Here is a 16,240-nt window from a genome sequence, read left to right as displayed (position 1 = left end):
GGCTAACTGCGTATGACTAATCCGCAGCCGGTGAGTAAGGTGGGGCGACATTCCTTGTCAGGAGCATCGCATGCGCACCATCGGCCTTATCGGCGGCATGAGCTGGGAGTCCAGTGCCGAGTATTACCGCATCATCAACCAGCGCGTGCGCGACCAACTCGGCCCGCTGCGCTCGGCACAACTATTGATGTACAGCGTGGACTTCGGCCCGGTCGAGCAGGCCCAGCATGCTGGTCGTTGGGATGACACCGCACTGATCCTCGAGGACGCCGCGCGTCGCCTGCAAGCAGGGGGGGCCGAGTGTGTGGTGCTGTGTACCAACACCATGCACTTGGTGGCGCCGCGCATCGAGGCGGCCGTGTCGATTCCGTTCCTGCACATTGCCGATGCGGCAGGTAAAGCCGCTGTTGCAGCAGGCACGTTGACGGTCGGCCTGCTCGGCACCGCCTTCACCATGGAACAGGACTTTCTCAAAGCGCGCCTGACTGCCCAAGGCTTAACCGTGCTGGTGCCCGACGCCGACGAGCGCCAAGCTGTGCACCGGATCATCTATGACGAGTTGTGTGTCGGGGTGATCAGCGATACATCGCGTCAGGTGTATCAGCGGGTGATCGAGTCCTTGGCCGAGCGTGGCGCCCAGGCAATCATCTTGGGTTGCACGGAAATCGGGCTGTTGATCAAACCGCAGCACAGCGAGCTGCCGCTCTTGGACACCACCGAGTTGCATGCGCAGGCTGCGGTGGCGTTTGCTCTAGGGAATTAAGCCGACTGGCGCAGGCGAGCCATGCTCAGGGTGTCGACGAACACGCCGTCACGCAAGGCGTAATCGCGCATTCGGCCTTCGACTTCGAAGCCGAACTTGCGGTACAGGTTATGCGCGGCTTCGTTGTCGGCGTAGACGGTGAGTTCTACGCGGCGCAGGTTCATCCAGTTGTCGGCCACGTCCAGGGCGGCCGTCAACAGTTTGGAACCTACGCCCTTGCCCTGCCAAGCCGTCGCCACGCCCATGCCGAAGGCACCGACATGGCTGCGGCGCACACGCAGGAGTTGTTCCAGGCCGAGTTGGCCGATGACCTCGCCGCCATGCACCGCCACCAGCTGTAGCCGCCGTTCATTATCGGTGACCAGCTTGTTGCGCCATGCCTCGACTGACTGGAACGGCATTTGCAGCACCTGACGGCATACAGCCGGTTCGTTATAGAGCGCAGCCACGCCTTCAAGGTGGGCATCGGTAAAGCGCTGGATCACGATATGGGGTTCAGGTGTGTGCATTGTGTTTCATCCTTTGAAAGACAAGAGGCAGGCCAGTGTAGAGGGCAAGACTGCGTGCTGGCTAGGGCTTGACCACAGTGTGCTCCCTCCCACATTTAACCGAGTGCAGCTTCAGTAAACAGGTCGGTTGTCAGGCCGTCTCGCTTTCGCTGTTGATCTGCTTGGGATTTTGAGAGCGCAACCATACGCGGCCTTTACCGCAGCAACGGATATGCCTCCACCCGCCCTTAGCGCCCAGCAGCAACGCGCCACACTCGCGCGATATCCGCCGCCCGCTCACGCAACAAACGCGGTGCTTCGCTGCACGCCTGTTCCAGGCTCATCGGCCCCGATGGCAAGGCAAACGCAGCCTCTACACCGTGGCTATACATCTGCTCATAACCCTCACCCAGAGTGCCAGCAATCACAATGACCGGAACACCCTGCTGCTGGGCGATGCGCGCTACGCCAAGCGGCGTTTTACCGCGCAACGTCTGAGCGTCAAAACGCCCTTCCCCGGTAATCACCAAATCAGCGCCGCGCACTGCGGCATCCAGGCCAACCAGTTCAGCCACCACGTCCACCCCCGCGCGAAATTGCGCACCGAGAAACGCTTTGGCGGCGAACCCCAAACCACCGGCCGCGCCACTGCCGGGCTCATCGCGCACGTCTTTGGGCAGGACGTTGGCACAGTGATCGGCAAAGTGCCCAAGGGCCGCGTCCAGTTGTTGAACCTGTTGCGGGTCGGCGCCTTTTTGCGGGCCGAAAATAGCCGATGCACCGTGCGGGCCGCACAACGGGTTATCCACATCGGCAGCGATTTCAAAACGCACCTGGGCCAAACGCGGGTCCAGTTGATCCAGGCTCATGCTTGCCAGGCGCGCCAAGGCCAGGCCACCGGGCGCAAGTACCTGGCCTTGCGCATCGAACAACTGCACGCCAAGCGCCTGCATCGCACCCGCCCCACCATCATTGGTAGCGCTACCGCCAATCGCCAAGATGATGCGCTGCGCCCCCGCATCCAGGGCCGCGCGGATCAGTTCGCCCGTGCCGTACGTGCTACTGGAACAGGCATCACGCAGCCCCCGCCGAACCAATTGCAAGCCGCTGGCTTCGGCCATTTCAATGATTGCAGTGTGGCTGTCGGCCAACCAACCCCAGCGTGCTTGAACCTTATCGCCCAAAGGCCCTTGGACGGTTTGGTCACGCAGCTCGCCATTGCACGCTGCGAGTACCGAATCCACCGTACCTTCACCGCCATCGGCCATCGGGCACTGGACCAATTGCGCGTGTGGCCACACCTGGGCCAGCCCTTCGGCAATCGCCTGGGCGACGCCTGCGGCACTCAGGCTGTCCTTGAACGAGTCGGGGGCGATGATGATTTTCATGGGCTTTCTCCGTTTTTTATATCGCCCATGCTGCCAGTTGGCTGCGGCAATGACGCCGGTCCGATGCACAAGTGTGAATGAGGTTTGTTGTTCAATCCGACAAAGCCTGAGGCAATAGCTGTACACCGAGGTAGAGGGCGAGCATGCCGTCGAGGGTCAGCGGGTCGACGCCGCTGAGTTCGGCGATGCGCTCCATGCGATAGCGCAGGCTGTTACGGTGAATCCCCAGGGCATCGGCACACGCTTGGCTCTGGCCGTCGTGTTCGCACCAACTGCGCAAGGTGACGAGAAGTTGGCCGTTGCTGTCCTTGGCCAAGACCTTGCGCAACGGATTGAGCAGTTCATCCAAGGCGTCGTCGTTGCGATGGCGCCACAGCATCACCGGCAGGCGGTAGCGGTTGAGCGTCAACAAGCGCGATTGGGGCAAGATATCCCGACCGTAGGCCAGCAAGTCGCCAACCCGCCGATAGCACCGACGCAAACCTGTCAGGCCATCCGCTTGCCCGCCGACAGCCACACGCAGGATGTTCCAACCCTGGCCTTGGAGTTTCTCCAGCAGCCGTGGGTTGTCGACGTGCACCGCGGCCGGCCGGCACCACAACAGCGAAAATTGCGCCGAGCTGACACACCAACTGTCCGGGTAACGGCTGGCAAGCCAGACGCTGAGTGCCTCCGCCGATTGGCCCGCGCCCAGTTCAAACAGGTACGGCGTACGTGCCATTTGCGGTTTGAGCCCCAGTTGCTGGGCCTCATCGATCAGGCGCGGCGAGTCCCCACTTTCAGCCAGCAGCAACGCCAGCAAGTCGTCGCAACGCTGGCGTCGCCATTGCTGCTCGGCTTGCTGATGGCGATGGCTGACCAGCATTTCAGCGGTCATGCGCACCAGCTGCGCGTAAGTGCGCAACTGTTCGGGTTCGCCGGTAATGCCCAGCACGCCGATCAAGCGTTGATCGTGCATCAATGGCAGATTGATGCCTGGCTGCACGCCCTTGAGATGCTTGGCGGTCTGGCCGTCTATTTCGACTACCCGGCCATTGGCCAACACCAACTGCGCGCCTTCATGCCGGGTATTGATGCGCTCCGGCTCGCCGCTGCCGAGAATCAGGCCCTGGCTGTCCATGACGTTGACGTTATAGGGCAAGATCGCCATGGTGCGATTGACGATATCCTGCGCCAAGTCATGATCCAGCTCGAACATGGGGCTAAGTTCCTAAAAAAACCTGTTGTTCATAGGCACAGCGCAAACCCTGCATGACTGTGCGCGAGCACAAAGACAGCACCCCGCAAGGTGGCCGAGACTCATTGCGCGATCAACGTTACCTTCGCATCGCAAAAAATCATAATAAAGAGAGACTGCCATGTCACAGAGCGCCGCTGCCACACTGGCCACCGATGACGATAAAAACGCCATCTACAAGCGCATTACCCTGCGCCTGATCCCCTTCATTTTCATCTGTTACTTGTTCAACTACCTCGACCGGGTGAACGTTGGCTTTGCCAAGTTGCAGATGCTTGATGCGTTGAAATTCAGTGAAACTGTGTACGGCTTGGGTGCCGGGATTTTCTTTATCGGCTACGTGCTGTGCGGCGTGCCAAGCAACCTGGCGCTGACCCGGTTCGGCCCACGGCGCTGGATTGCGCTGATGATGATCGTCTGGGGCACACTGTCGACCTGCTTGCTGTTCGTCACCACACCGACGCATTTCTACGCCTTGCGCCTGTTGACCGGCGCCGCTGAAGCGGGCTTCTTCCCGGGCGTAGTGCTGTACCTCTCGCAGTGGTTCCCGACGTTCCGCCGTGGGCGCATCATGGCACTGTTCATGTCGGCGATCCCGGTTTCCGGCTTGCTCGGCAGCCCGTTTTCCGGCTGGATTCTCAACCACTTCGCCGCCGGGCAGGGTGGTTTGGCGGGCTGGCAGTGGATGTTCCTGCTGCAAGGCATCCCGACCGTGATCCTGGGCGCCCTCGCCTACTTCCTGCTCAGCGACAGCTTCGCCAACGCCAAGTGGCTCACGCCGCACGAGCGAGCGGTGCTGGAAACCGACCAGGCGACGGATCTGGCAAATAAGCCTAAAGCTACGACGGACTCTCTCGGCGAGGTGTTCAAGAACCCGGCCATCTGGGCGTTCGGCCTGATCTACTTCTGCATCCAGAGCGGCGTGTACGCGATCAACTTCTGGCTGCCGTCAATCATCAAAAACCTGGGCTTCAGCGACAACCTGGTGATTGGCTGGCTCAGTGCGATTCCGTACCTGCTGGCCGCCGTGTTCATGCTGCTGGTGGGCCGCTCCGCCGACTTGCGCAAGGAGCGTCGCTGGCATTTGGTGGTGCCGATGTTGATGGGCGCTATCGGCCTGGTGATCGCAGTGAATTTTGCCACCACCCCGGCGATTGCAATTCTCGGCCTGACCATTGCCACCATGGGCGCTCTCACCGGCCTGCCGATGTTCTGGCCGGTGCCGACCGCCATGCTCAGTGCGGGCGCAGCAGCGGGCGGTTTGGCATTGATCAATTCCATGGGCCAGATGGCGGGTTTCCTCAGCCCGTATATCGTGGGTTTTGTGAAGGATGCCACCGGGTCAACGGACATCGCGCTGTACTTGCTGGCGGCGGTCATTGTTGCCGGCAGTGTGTTGGCACTGCGCATGACACGGACGTTGAAGGCATAACGCGGTCGATGTGGGAGGGGGCTTGCTCCCCATGGCAGTGGGTCAGTAGCCGCTAAGCTGACTGTCACACCGCCATGGGGAGCACGCCCCTTCTCACACTTTTGCTCGGTGTTTACAACAGCCCGCCGCCATCGATGTCGATCACGGCGCCGGTCATGAAGCCATTTTCCATGGCCAGCACATACCCCGCCGCCACCTCTGCAGCCTGCCCCACACGCCCGACCGGCAACGCCCCACCGATCTTGGCGAACATCGTCACGCGCTGTTCTTCTGCCAACCCTGCATAAGCAGGCGTGTCGATCACCCCAGGGCTGATGACATTGACCCGGCGCGGTGCCAGTTCTTTCGCCAACTGCTTGCCCAGTGCCTCAGTCGCAGCGTTAATGCCGGTCTTGATGAACTGGCCAGGCGCCAACTTGCGGCCCAGCTGGCCCGAGGTCAGGCTGATGCTGCCGTGCTCGCTGAGAAATGGCAGCGCCTGTTGAATCGCACGCAACGAGCCCCAGAGCTTCACATCGAAATTGTCTTGGGCCTCCTCCAGGTCGGTCTCGATCAGGGGCTTGGCCCGTACCGACGGCCCGGAGGTATATACCAGATGGTCAAAGCGCCCTACGGTCGCGAACAAGCGTTGCACCGAATCGCTGTCGGTGACGTCGACCGGCTCGCTGCGCACACCGTTGTCGACACTGGAGTTCAAGCGACGCCCGGCCAGCACCACCTGTGCGCCACGCGCGACGGCGGCCTTGGCCACGGCGGCACCGATGCCGCTGCTACCGCCGATCACGATGACGGTTTTACCGCTGAGGGAAGATGTCATGACTTAGCTACCTGGCTGAAAAAGTGAGGGTTCATGTTCTCAGCTTGGCAATCGACGAAAAATCCCGGTAAAACGACAAGATCTTTAAAGGATTTTTACAAATGAGCTCAACCCTGGACCTTGAAGTGTTTGTGCGCACCGCCGATACCGCCAGCCTGTCGGCGGCTGCACGTAGCCTCAACCTCACGCCGGCAGCGGCGAGTATCGCGCTCAAACGCCTGGAAACCCGGTTGGGCATCCGCCTGCTCGCCCGCTCCACGCGCAGCATGCGCTTGACCGAAGAAGGTCGGCGCTACCTGGACAGCGTACGAATAGCGCTGGAAGCACTGTCAGAAGGCGAACAGGCGATCAAGCAACAAGGCCAGAGCCTCAGCGGTTTACTGCAGTTAGCGGCGCCCTCGGATTTTGGCCGCAATGTGCTGCTGGGCTGGCTGGATGAATTCAAACTCGAACACCCGAACATCCGTCTGCAGTTGTTGCTCAACGACAGCAACGCCGATTTATTCCGCGACACCGTCGATATCGCCCTACGCTTTGGTGTGCCGCGCGATTCCAGCCTCGTCGCGCTGCCGGTGGTGCTCGGCCACCAGCGCATCGCCTGCGCCAGCCCCGACTACCTTGCGCGGCACGGCACACCGCACACGCCGGCGGACCTGGCGCAACACAGTACGCTGCGCTACATGCGCCGAGGGCAGGCTAACAACACCTGGTACTTTCGCCAGGGCGCCCTGCTGCAGGAAGTTGAGGTGATGGGCGATTACCTGAGCGACGACGGCGAAATAGTCCGGCGCTGGGCGTTGGCTGGCCACGGCATTGCCTACAAAGCCAACCTGGATGTCGCCAGTGATATCCGGGCCGGGCGCCTGGTGCCGCTGTTGACCGACTGGCAAGGCGAGCCGACGCCGTTCAACCTGATGTGCCCTCACCGCCTGCAAGTGTCGGAACGGGTGAAAGTGCTGCACGGTTTTTTACAGGCACGCTGTCAGGCCTTGCTGAGCGCATGAAGAAACACGCACAGAGCTTGTTCCAGAGCCCTGGAGTCTGGTATTGCATGACTCACGTTTCCCTGCATTGAGGAGCTTTGCATGATTTACCGCACATTGGGCCAGTCCGGGTTAAAGGTCAGCGCACTGACCCTGGGCACCATGATGTTTGGCGAACAGACCAATACCGAAGACTCGCTGCGTATCATCGACAAAGCCTGGGACCAAGGCATCAATTTTATCGACACCGCCGACGTCTACACCGGCGGGCGCTCCGAGGAAATCGTCGGCGAGGCCATCGCCCGTCACCGTTCGGACTGGGTGGTGGCCTCCAAGGTCGCGATCGGTCCCACCGACGGCTTGCCCAACCGCAGCGGCCTGAGCCGCAAACGCATGTTCAACGCGCTGGAAGCCAGCCTCACGCGCCTGGACACTGACTACCTGGACATCTACTACCTGCACCGTGAAGACCACGACACACCGCTGGACGTCACGGTGTCGGCGATGGGCGACCTGATCCGCCAAGGCAAAGTCCGCTATTGGGGCCTCTCCAACTACCGGGGCTGGCGCATCGCCGAAGTGATCCGCGTGGCCGAGCGTCTGGGCGTGGATAAGCCCATCATCAGCCAACCGCTGTACAACATCGTCAATCGCCAGGCCGAGGTTGAGCAGATCACCGCCGCGGCAGCCTACGGCTTGGGCGTGGTGCCTTATAGCCCGTTGGCGCGCGGTGTACTCAGCGGTAAATACGCTCCCGATGTGACGCCCGAAGCCGGCAGCCGCGCGGCGCGCCAGGACAAGCGCATTCTGGAAACTGAATGGCGCGTGGAGTCGCTGCGCATCGCCCAACAGATTCAGCAGTACACCCTCGGACGTGGCGTGGGCATTGTCGAGTTTGCGATCGCCTGGGTGCTGAATAATTCGGCGGTGAGTTCGGCGATTGTGGGGCCGCGTACCGAGGCGCAATGGGATGCGTATACCGGCGCGCTGGCGGTGGAGATCACAGCTGAGGATGAGGCGTTTATTGACTCGTTGGTGACGCCGGGGCATTCGTCTACGCCGGGGTTTAATGATGTGAGCCATTTTGTGTCTGGCCGTATTCCGCGATAAAAGAACCGCCCACATGCCCCCTGTGGGCGGTTTTGCTGATTACGTGCGTAAGAAGTTTAAATCCGCTTTTACGCCCAATCCATTGGCAGCCTCTCTGGCTTCCTCCTCCGTCACAGGCACGTGCCTTATTATCTTCGCCAACACCGCCGCGACAGTCCTGTATGTGCCATAGGTAGGAACAAACCCCTGGGCCGCGCTACCAAAATAACTAAGCGCCTCGTCCATTTCACGCTTCGGCAAACCGAAAACTCTACCGATATCATTGTTTTTATTTAGGAAGACCAACACCGCAGTGACGGGATTATCCAGACCTTGCTCTACAGTATCGGCAGTGCCTTTATCTACACCCAGCGCTTGCAGAAGTGTTGAAACGCCGGAAAATGGATGCTCAAGAAAGTTTGCAAGTGTGTGGGTATATAGCGCCAGAGGGTCGCCAAAGGCGATCACTCTCAACTGCGCCAACGTGATGGGAACAAGTGGCAACTTACTGTTTGCGCCATTGATCAGGAAATAAAAATTCCCTTTATCGCCAGAACCTAACAGGTGACCGTTTCGGTCATACCGATAGACCACTTTCTCGCCATCAGGTCGCACGCCACTATAAGTAGGCCGGTCAGAATCGATTGATTCCAGCTGTTGATTGACAAGCCCATTGACGTAAATAAATGTTGTGGGGTTTTCACTCGAACGATCCAAGTGTTCGAACACATTACCCGGAATCTGTTTACCTGGGCCCGTCAGCACCTTGGGCGGGCTACCTTGAGGTGTGGATGCCAGCTCCAGGATACTTGCTCTGACGGCAGCCGATTCTGTCTTGTCCCCAAAATGGGCAAGAAATGCGTTAAGCGCATCGGGTTTTCTCGCCAGCCCCTTTAGGAAACTATCAATTTCCTGATAGCTGTTGAACGCATAATTTGATGTGAAGTTCTGCTCCGGCATATACAGTACAAAGTTAACTTTGTCGGGCTCGATTGGTTCGCGCTTAACAAAGAACATGTCCTTTGCGTAATGAGGCCCCACGTTAAAATTGGAAACTGTTACGCGAGGTCCTATTGATGGGTTTGGGGAGACAGCCGCATCAAGCAGTTCTTTCCCGCCCGTCGTCAGCACACCGAGCGCTGTGTCTCTCGCCAACGCCTCGGAGAATGTTTTATAGACGCCAAGCTTTTTCCAGGCTGGCGTGTCATCCGTAGGAAACGGATGACTCTCGCCAAATCTACCTATAACACCTGGCAAGCCACTGAAAGCAGCGTGCGATGAACCATAATAGGGTGAGATGCCGTGCATAAAATTCACTCTCGGTAGAATACTGAAGCCCTAAACCTCCCACTCTGTTTTCCGCCAAGTTGTTGCTAAACAACAGGGTGAATAACACTCGCGAGGTCACGATTAATGCCTTCACTCCATTAACTGAGGTTTCCACATGAGGCGCGTGGGCCATGCAAAACTTTCCGTGAGATGCGACATCTGGTTTTGTTCACCAAGCGTCGTGATACTTATGTGGAATCGCCGTGGGGATTTGTTCCATTAGCACGGTGTAATTGGTGTGACAAAAGCTGTCGCTGCCCCTATATTCCACACCCGAATACCCCCTTCTTTTGAATAAATCGGCTTTCGCGAGGACAGTGTGTCTAAAGGTGTTGTGTTGTCGGTATTGGCCTCGGTGTTGTTTGCCGTGATGTATTACTTCACCTCGCTGCTCACGCCATTGAGCGGCTTGGAAATCTTCGGCTGGCGCATGTTGCTGACCGTGCCGTGCATGACGGTGTTCATGATCATCAGCGGCGAATGGCGGCGAGTGTGGGAGCTGTTGCGAATGCTGGCAGCGAAGCCACGGCTGCTCGGCGGTGTGCTGCTGTCGTCAGCCTTGCTGGGTGTGCAGTTGTGGCTGTTTATGTGGGCGCCGCTGAATGGGCGCAGCCTGGATGTGTCGGTGGGCTATTTCCTGCTGCCGCTGACCATGGTGCTGACCGGGCGTCTGGTTTACGGCGAACGCTTGTCACGCCTGCAGCAGATTGCAGTGTTCTTTGCAGCATTGGGTGTGCTTAACGAGTTGTACCAGGCCGGTGGTTTTTCCTGGGCGACACTGGTGGTGATCATCGGTTACCCGATCTATTTTGTGGTGCGCAAATACCTGAGCACCGATCACCTGGGCGGTTTATGGCTGGATATGGCGCTGATGCTACCCGTGGCCTGGTGGTTTGTGCAGCACGGTGAACAAGGCTTTGCGGTGATGGATATTCACCCAAAGCTGTATACGTTGATTCCCCTGCTGGGGGTCATCAGTGCCTCGGCGCTGGTGAGCTATATCGTCGCCAGCCGTTTGCTGCCCTTCAGCCTGTTCGGGCTGCTCAGCTACGTGGAACCGGTATTGCTGCTGGTGGTGGCGTTGATTTTGGGAGAAGGCATCAACGGCGGGCAATGGTTGACCTACATCCCAATTTGGCTGGCGGTGATGGTGCTGGTGTACGAAGGTTTCAAGCACTTGGTGCGACAGCGTAAAGCCTGACGCACAGGCAATAAAAAGCCCGACCGAGATCGCTCTCGGCCGGGCTTTTTACGCTTAGTCGGCGGTCAGTACGCCACGACGCACTTGGTCACGCTCGATCGACTCGAACAGTGCCTTGAAGTTACCCTCGCCAAACCCATCGTCGCCCTTGCGCTGGATGAATTCGAAGAACACCGGGCCCATCAGGGTTTCGGAGAATATCTGCAACAGCAAACGCTTGTCGCCGGCAATCGAAGAGCCGTCGAGCAGAATACCGCGTGCTTGCAGTTGGTCCACTGGCTCGCCGTGGTTCGGCAGGCGGCCTTCGAGCATTTCGTAGTACGTGTCCGGTGGCGGGGTCATGAAGCGCATGCCGATCTTCTTCAGCGCGTCCCAGGTCTTGACCAGGTCGTCGGTGAGGAACGCCACGTGCTGGATGCCTTCGCCATTGAACTGCATCAGGAACTCTTCGATCTGGCCGGCGCCCTTGGACGACTCTTCGTTCAGCGGGATGCGGATCATGCCATCCGGAGCGCTCATGGCCTTGGAGGTCAAGCCGGTGTATTCGCCCTTGATATCGAAGTAGCGTGCTTCACGGAAGTTGAACAGTTTCTCGTAGAAATTGGCCCAGTAGACCATGCGCCCGCGATACACGTTGTGGGTCAGGTGGTCGATGACCTTGAGGCCGGCGCCGACGGGGTTGCGGTCTACGCCTTCGAGGTAAACGAAGTCGATGTCATAAATCGAACTGCCTTCGCCGAAACGGTCGATCAGGTACAGCGGCGCGCCGCCGATGCCCTTGATGGCCGGCAGGTTCAGCTCCATCGGGCCGGTTTCGATATGAATTGGCTGGGCGCCCAGCTCCAATGCTCGGTTGTAGGCCTGCTGCGAGTCTTTGACGCGGAATGCCATGCCACAGACCGAAGGGCCGTGTTCTGCGGCAAAGTACGATGCGAGGCTGTCGGGCTCATTGTTGAGGATCAGGTTGATTTCGCCCTGGCGGTACAGGTGCACGTTCTTGGAGCGGTGGGACGCGACTTTGCTGAAGCCCATGATCTCGAAGATCGGCTCCAGCGTACCCGGCGTTGGCGATGCGAACTCGATAAATTCAAAGCCCATCAGGCCCATTGGGTTTTCGTATTGGTCTGCCATGGAGGCACCTCATCATTCTTGTCATTAACACAGGGTTATTTGCGAGCAAGGACGAGGTCGGAGGGTGGCGCACAGGACAGCCCTCGCACGCTGCGGGCGAGGAAGTCACCAAAGATGAGGGGGGAGCCGAGTAGCTTCATGGTTACATCAGTCTCTTACGGCCGAGGCTTGCGTGAGCGCAAGTCCATATTCTTGTATGCGTAAATCGATTCTACACAGCGTAACAACGTTTGTCCGCACTCTTATCAAATCCCCAATAGCTTGGCCGGTGCAAGGGGTTTGTTGCACAGATAGATACCCAGCAGGATCAGCGCCCCGCCCAGCAGCATCGGCGCGGTGAGTGGCTCACCCAGCAGCAAGGCGCCGCAGAAGACCGCCGTCAATGGGTTGAGCGCGATGAACACGCCGGCACGGGTCGCACCGATACGCCGGATGCCGTCATACCAGACGATGTAGGCCAGTGCCGAGCCGAGGATGCCTAGGTATAGCAGGCTGAGCAGTTGCGGCAAGTGGATCGTACTCAGGGCACTTAAGGTGAACTTGCCGGCAACGAGCGTGGTGATCGTCAACATCGCCGTACCCAGCAAGATCGACCAGGTCACCGTCTGCAATGGCCCCAGGCTCTGGTTGAGGCTTCGGGAAAACAACGAATACGCGCCCCACCCCACGACACAGCCGAAAATCAGTAGGTCTGCGGGCCAGGCATGCGCGGCTCCCTGGAGGAGCTGCGGGTTGCGACTGATGATGACCGCGCCAGCGCCGCCCAGGCACAAGGTAATGCCCAGACATTGGGTCGCGCCCAAGGGCTCCTTGTAAAGCAACCACGAAGCCAGGCCGATCACCGCCGGGGTCAAGGCCACGATCAGGGACGCCCGCGACGCATTGATGTACTGCAGGCCGTAGAAAAAGCACAGGTTGTAGAAAAAGATGCCGAAAAAACCCAGCATCGCCAACTGCCCGAGCTGGCGAGTACTGGGCCGCGCCAGGCGAACGCGTGCAAGGGCCATGAACCCCAGCAGCGCGGCACTTGCCAGGATAAAGCGCAACGTGGCAGCCAGCAGCGGGTCAACATCGGCAGCCAGGTAGCGGCCGGCCACGAAGGTTGCGCCCCAGATCATGGTGACGGCAGAAAGCTTTAAGTAGGTCAGGCGGTCGGGATACGTCATCAGCGGTGCTCAGCGAGTGTCGGGATTGGGGTATCCTCAGGCTAATGACCGATCATCGTAAAATGAGTTATTGCTCATGACCCTCACGCAACTGCAGCTCTTTTCCCATGTGGCCGAGCTGCAAAGCTTCACCCTCGCCGCGCACCGCCTGGGTATCAGCCAGTCAGCGGTGTCCCATGCGATCAAGGCCCTTGAGCAGGAATTGGGCGTCGAACTGTTTCGCCGCCATCAGTCCCGGGTCGAACTCAGCGACATCGGCCGGCAACTGCTGATACGCGCGCGTACGGTCTTGGGCGTTGCCGACACCCTGCAACAGGAAGCCTCGGATGCACGCGGCATGAAGCGTGGCACGCTGCGCATCGGCTCGTTTGGCCCGACCTCTTCCAACCGCCTGCTGCCGCGCATTCTCAAGCAGTACAGGATTGCGCATCCAGGCATTGAGGTGCATGTGGACGAAGGCCCCGATCGCCAAGTGATCCAATGGCTGGACGAGCGGCGTATCGACGTGGGTTTTGTGGTACTGGAACAGGAGCGTTTCGATACGTTTGCGCTGTACCGGGATCAACTGGTTGCCCTGCTCCCCGCTGGCCATCCGCTGGCCGCACAGACCTGCGTAGAATTGAAGGCGCTGTGTGACGATCCGTTCATCCTCACCGACGCCGGTTCGCAGGAACTGGTCACGCGACTGTTCAGCGCCGCGCGGCTGACGCCGAATGTACGTTATCGCTGCTCGCAACTGCTCAGTACCCTGGAAGCGGTAGGCCGAGGCGATGGAGTGAGCGTGGTGGCGCAGGCGTCGCTGCCGGAAGCGCCGGACGCGCGTTATCAGGTGCGCCCGCTGTCCCCCCGGATCAACCGTGATATCGGTCTGGCGGTGCTGGATCAACGCGAGTCGACGCCGGCGACCCTGGCGTTTATTCACTTGGCGCAACGCCTGGACTTCGAGCGATGACACCTATCCAAATGGCCAGGTACGACGAGCTTAATTCCCGCACGCCATCTATCATCTGAATAATCTGATCAGCCCTTCGGTGCTTTTCCCATCCTGCGACAGGCCATTCATGCCCCTGACCATCAACGGCACGCGAAACCGCGCCAACCGCTACTTGATCACAGCACTCAGTGGCCTGCTACCCATCGCGCTGGGCGTGGTCATCCTGTATTGGCAGGCCGAACGCACCCTGCAGCAAAGCACGGCGCAAACCGCCCGCGAAGCAGTGCGCCAGTTTGATCTGATGCTCGACAACACCGCCCTCGCCGCCCAGACCTTGTTGCCGCTGGCAGGTCAGCCTTGCGACAACGGTGCGCAATTAGCGCTGCGTGAACAAGTCACGCGTCGGCCCTTTGTGCGGGCCACGACGTTGTCCTGGCAGAAAAATATCTATTGCAGCTCGCTGTTCGGGGGCAATTACCAGTCCCCCGTCAACCCCGATGACTATGTGGACGGTACGCTGTGGCTGATGAACGGCAACCCGGTGACACCGGATACCGCGCTATTGGTTTATCGCCTGGTCGACGGTGACAAGGGCGCATTCGCCTCAATCGATGGTTACCACCTGACCAACGCTCTGCGCCTGATCAGTCGCTATGCTGACTTGATTCTGCAAGTGGGGCCCGACTGGCTGGACGCCGACGGCAAGGTTCGCAACACGGCCGTGCCGGAGTTTGCCGTGGCCCATCACCATTTGGCGTCCGAGCGCTATCACTACAGTGTCGATGTCGGCATGCCGGCCGGTGAAGTGTGGCGTTTTATGGAAGCGCGCTACCCCGCACTATTCAGCCTGCTGGTGTTCTTTGGTGTGCTGGCCGGCGTGCTTGCGCACTGGTTGCAAAAGCGTTCGTCTGCGCCCACCCATGAGCTGCAGCGCGCATTGGGCGCCAACGAATTCATTGCGTATTTCCAGCCAGTCGTACGGGGCGATACGCTTGCCTGGGCGGGCTGTGAAGTACTGATGCGCTGGCAGCATCCGAAGGAAGGCCTGGTGCGTCCAGATTTGTTTATCCCACTGGCGGAGCATTCCGGCCTGATCGTGCCAATGACTCGCGCCCTACTGCGCCAGACCGCCACGCAGCTCGCCCCGCATGCCGAGCGTTTCAATCCAGGCTTCCATATCGGCGTAAATATCACCGCCCTCCACTGCCAGGACCTGGACCTGGTAGAAGACTGCCGGGAGTTTCTCGCCGCCTTCGCACCCGGCCAGGTAACCCTGGTACTGGAGTTGACCGAACGCGAGTTGATCAAGCCGACCGTTATTACCCGTCAACTGTTCGATGCCCTGCATCAGCTGGGGGTGATGATTGCGATTGATGACTTTGGCACCGGTCATTCCAGCCTGGGTTACTTGCGCAACTTTAATGTTGACTACTTGAAAATCGATCAAAGCTTTGTGGCCATGATTGGCGCGGATGCACTCTCGCGGCATATTCTCGACAGTATCATCGAACTCTCCGGCAAGCTGGACCTGGGCGTCGTTGCCGAAGGTGTGGAAACAGCCGAGCAGTGCGAGTATCTGACGGCTCACGGTGTGGATTTCCTTCAGGGTTACCTATTTGGTAGACCGTTACCCTGCGACCAATTCATTAAGTCGCTGACCAGCCATTGAATAGCCAGCCCAAGCGCTTGATGAAATAATCTTGTTTAGGTAAACGATATGATTTACTCGTGGGGCATTAACTACTACAATTTTTCTTGCCTGTGCTGAACTCGCAGAAAGGCCTCTTTCTTTGAGTCACCTTATAAGCGCTTGGCTTATAGCTTTGTCTGCAGTTGATATCAGCAAACACTATTATTGGAGTACAGATTTTGTCCAGACTCGCCGAATTTCGCGCAGCAGAAAAAGCCCTTCAAGAGCAGCTTGCACAGCTGGAATCCTTGAAGAACGACGCCGGTTTGAAGAAAGAAATCGAATTCGAAGAAAAGCTGCAAGGCTTGATGAAGCACTACGGCAAAGGCCTGCGCGACATCATCTCGATCCTTGACCCAAACCCTGGCAAGGCTGGCGCCGCGCCCGCCGCACCAAAACAGCGCCGCGCACGCGTGGTCAAAGTCTACAGTAACCCGCACACCGGCGAGCTGATCGAAACCAAAGGCGGCAACCACCGCGGCCTGAAAGCGTGGAAGGAACAGTATGGCGCCGCCACTGTAGATTCTTGGCTGCGCGGCTGATCGGAACGCATTAGCAAAAAGCCCCGCATTGCGGGGCTTTTGTTTAAGGT

Annotated in this window: 15 protein-coding genes; 8 read left to right on the top strand and 7 right to left on the bottom strand. The window is 59.0% G+C overall.

Translation table 11 applies throughout. From position 1 onward, the window contains the following. Window positions 1–70: 70 nt before the first annotated feature. On the top strand, window positions 71–763 hold the full coding sequence (locus FW764_RS00590) for an aspartate/glutamate racemase family protein (protein ID WP_446432257.1): 693 nt from the start codon (window positions 71–73) through the stop codon (window positions 761–763). Here the strand turns inward: FW764_RS00590 and FW764_RS00585 are convergent. The 3 genes from FW764_RS00585 to FW764_RS00575 all read right to left on the bottom strand — a co-directional run bounded on the left by FW764_RS00585 (window position 760) and on the right by FW764_RS00575 (window position 3,837). After that, complete coding sequence (locus FW764_RS00585; protein ID WP_446432256.1) at window positions 760–1,272, bottom strand: GNAT family N-acetyltransferase; 513 nt, start codon at window positions 1,270–1,272, stop codon at window positions 760–762. The two genes, FW764_RS00590 and FW764_RS00585, sit on opposite strands and share 4 nt — an antisense overlap. A 227-nt stretch (window positions 1,273–1,499) precedes the next feature. Further along, entirely contained in the window at window positions 1,500–2,639 is a 1,140-nt protein-coding gene (locus FW764_RS00580) for a glycerate kinase (RefSeq protein ID WP_446432255.1), read from the bottom strand. 91 nt (window positions 2,640–2,730) lie between these two features. After that, window positions 2,731–3,837: a sugar diacid recognition domain-containing protein gene (locus tag FW764_RS00575; protein ID WP_446432254.1), complete on the bottom strand. Its 1,107-nt coding sequence runs from the start codon at window positions 3,835–3,837 to the stop codon at window positions 2,731–2,733. 160 nt (window positions 3,838–3,997) lie between these two features. On the opposite strand from FW764_RS00575, the gene FW764_RS00570 reads away from it, so the two are divergent. Further along, on the top strand, window positions 3,998–5,308 hold the full coding sequence (locus FW764_RS00570; RefSeq protein WP_446432253.1) for an MFS transporter: 1,311 nt from the start codon (window positions 3,998–4,000) through the stop codon (window positions 5,306–5,308). A gap of 112 nt (window positions 5,309–5,420) precedes the next feature. On the opposite strand, the gene FW764_RS00565 is transcribed toward FW764_RS00570, so the two are convergent. Further along, complete coding sequence (locus tag FW764_RS00565; protein ID WP_446432252.1) at window positions 5,421–6,125, bottom strand: SDR family oxidoreductase; 705 nt, start codon at window positions 6,123–6,125, stop codon at window positions 5,421–5,423. A 101-nt stretch (window positions 6,126–6,226) separates the two neighbouring features. Here FW764_RS00565 and FW764_RS00560 point away from each other — a divergent pair, with 101 nt between their 5' ends. Beyond that, window positions 6,227–7,129 carry a LysR family transcriptional regulator gene (locus FW764_RS00560; RefSeq protein WP_446432251.1) on the top strand — a complete coding sequence of 301 codons (903 nt, stop codon included), beginning with the start codon at window positions 6,227–6,229 and terminating at the stop codon, window positions 7,127–7,129. An 81-nt stretch (window positions 7,130–7,210) separates the two neighbouring features. Beyond that, on the top strand, window positions 7,211–8,218 hold the full coding sequence (locus FW764_RS00555; protein ID WP_446432250.1) for an aldo/keto reductase: 1,008 nt from the start codon (window positions 7,211–7,213) through the stop codon (window positions 8,216–8,218). A 39-nt stretch (window positions 8,219–8,257) separates the two neighbouring features. Here FW764_RS00555 and FW764_RS00550 read toward each other — a convergent pair whose 3' ends face one another. Beyond that, on the bottom strand, window positions 8,258–9,505 hold the full coding sequence (locus tag FW764_RS00550) for a hypothetical protein (RefSeq protein ID WP_446432249.1): 1,248 nt from the start codon (window positions 9,503–9,505) through the stop codon (window positions 8,258–8,260). A 340-nt stretch (window positions 9,506–9,845) separates the two neighbouring features. On the opposite strand from FW764_RS00550, the gene rarD reads away from it, so the two are divergent. Beyond that, on the top strand, window positions 9,846–10,727 hold the full coding sequence (gene rarD, locus FW764_RS00545; RefSeq protein ID WP_446432248.1) for an EamA family transporter RarD: 882 nt from the start codon (window positions 9,846–9,848) through the stop codon (window positions 10,725–10,727). Between the two features lie 54 nt (window positions 10,728–10,781). Here rarD and hppD read toward each other — a convergent pair whose 3' ends face one another. Together hppD and FW764_RS00535 are read right to left on the bottom strand one after the other, a co-directional pair. Beyond that, window positions 10,782–11,858: a 4-hydroxyphenylpyruvate dioxygenase gene (hppD, locus tag FW764_RS00540; protein WP_446432247.1), complete on the bottom strand. Its 1,077-nt coding sequence runs from the start codon at window positions 11,856–11,858 to the stop codon at window positions 10,782–10,784. Window positions 11,859–12,103: 245 nt separating this feature from the next. Then, window positions 12,104–13,024 carry a DMT family transporter gene (locus FW764_RS00535; protein WP_446432246.1) on the bottom strand — a complete coding sequence of 307 codons (921 nt, stop codon included), beginning with the start codon at window positions 13,022–13,024 and terminating at the stop codon, window positions 12,104–12,106. A 76-nt stretch (window positions 13,025–13,100) separates the two neighbouring features. Here FW764_RS00535 and FW764_RS00530 point away from each other — a divergent pair, with 76 nt between their 5' ends. The 3 genes from FW764_RS00530 to FW764_RS00520 all read left to right on the top strand — a co-directional run bounded on the left by FW764_RS00530 (window position 13,101) and on the right by FW764_RS00520 (window position 16,190). Further along, window positions 13,101–13,976 carry a LysR family transcriptional regulator gene (locus FW764_RS00530; RefSeq protein ID WP_446432245.1) on the top strand — a complete coding sequence of 292 codons (876 nt, stop codon included), beginning with the start codon at window positions 13,101–13,103 and terminating at the stop codon, window positions 13,974–13,976. Between the two features lie 109 nt (window positions 13,977–14,085). Next, the gene (locus FW764_RS00525; protein ID WP_446432244.1) at window positions 14,086–15,627 is read left to right on the top strand and encodes an EAL domain-containing protein; all 1,542 of its coding nucleotides are present in this window, start codon (window positions 14,086–14,088) and stop codon (window positions 15,625–15,627) included. A gap of 200 nt (window positions 15,628–15,827) precedes the next feature. Further along, entirely contained in the window at window positions 15,828–16,190 is a 363-nt protein-coding gene (locus FW764_RS00520; protein ID WP_446432243.1) for a histone-like nucleoid-structuring protein, MvaT/MvaU family, read from the top strand. Window positions 16,191–16,240: the final 50 nt, after the last annotated feature.

The sequence above is a fragment of the Pseudomonas sp. 1152_12 genome (assembly GCF_052850675.1).
Note: the sequence above shows the minus strand (reverse complement) of the source record. Positions and strands in the feature narration are given on the sequence as shown.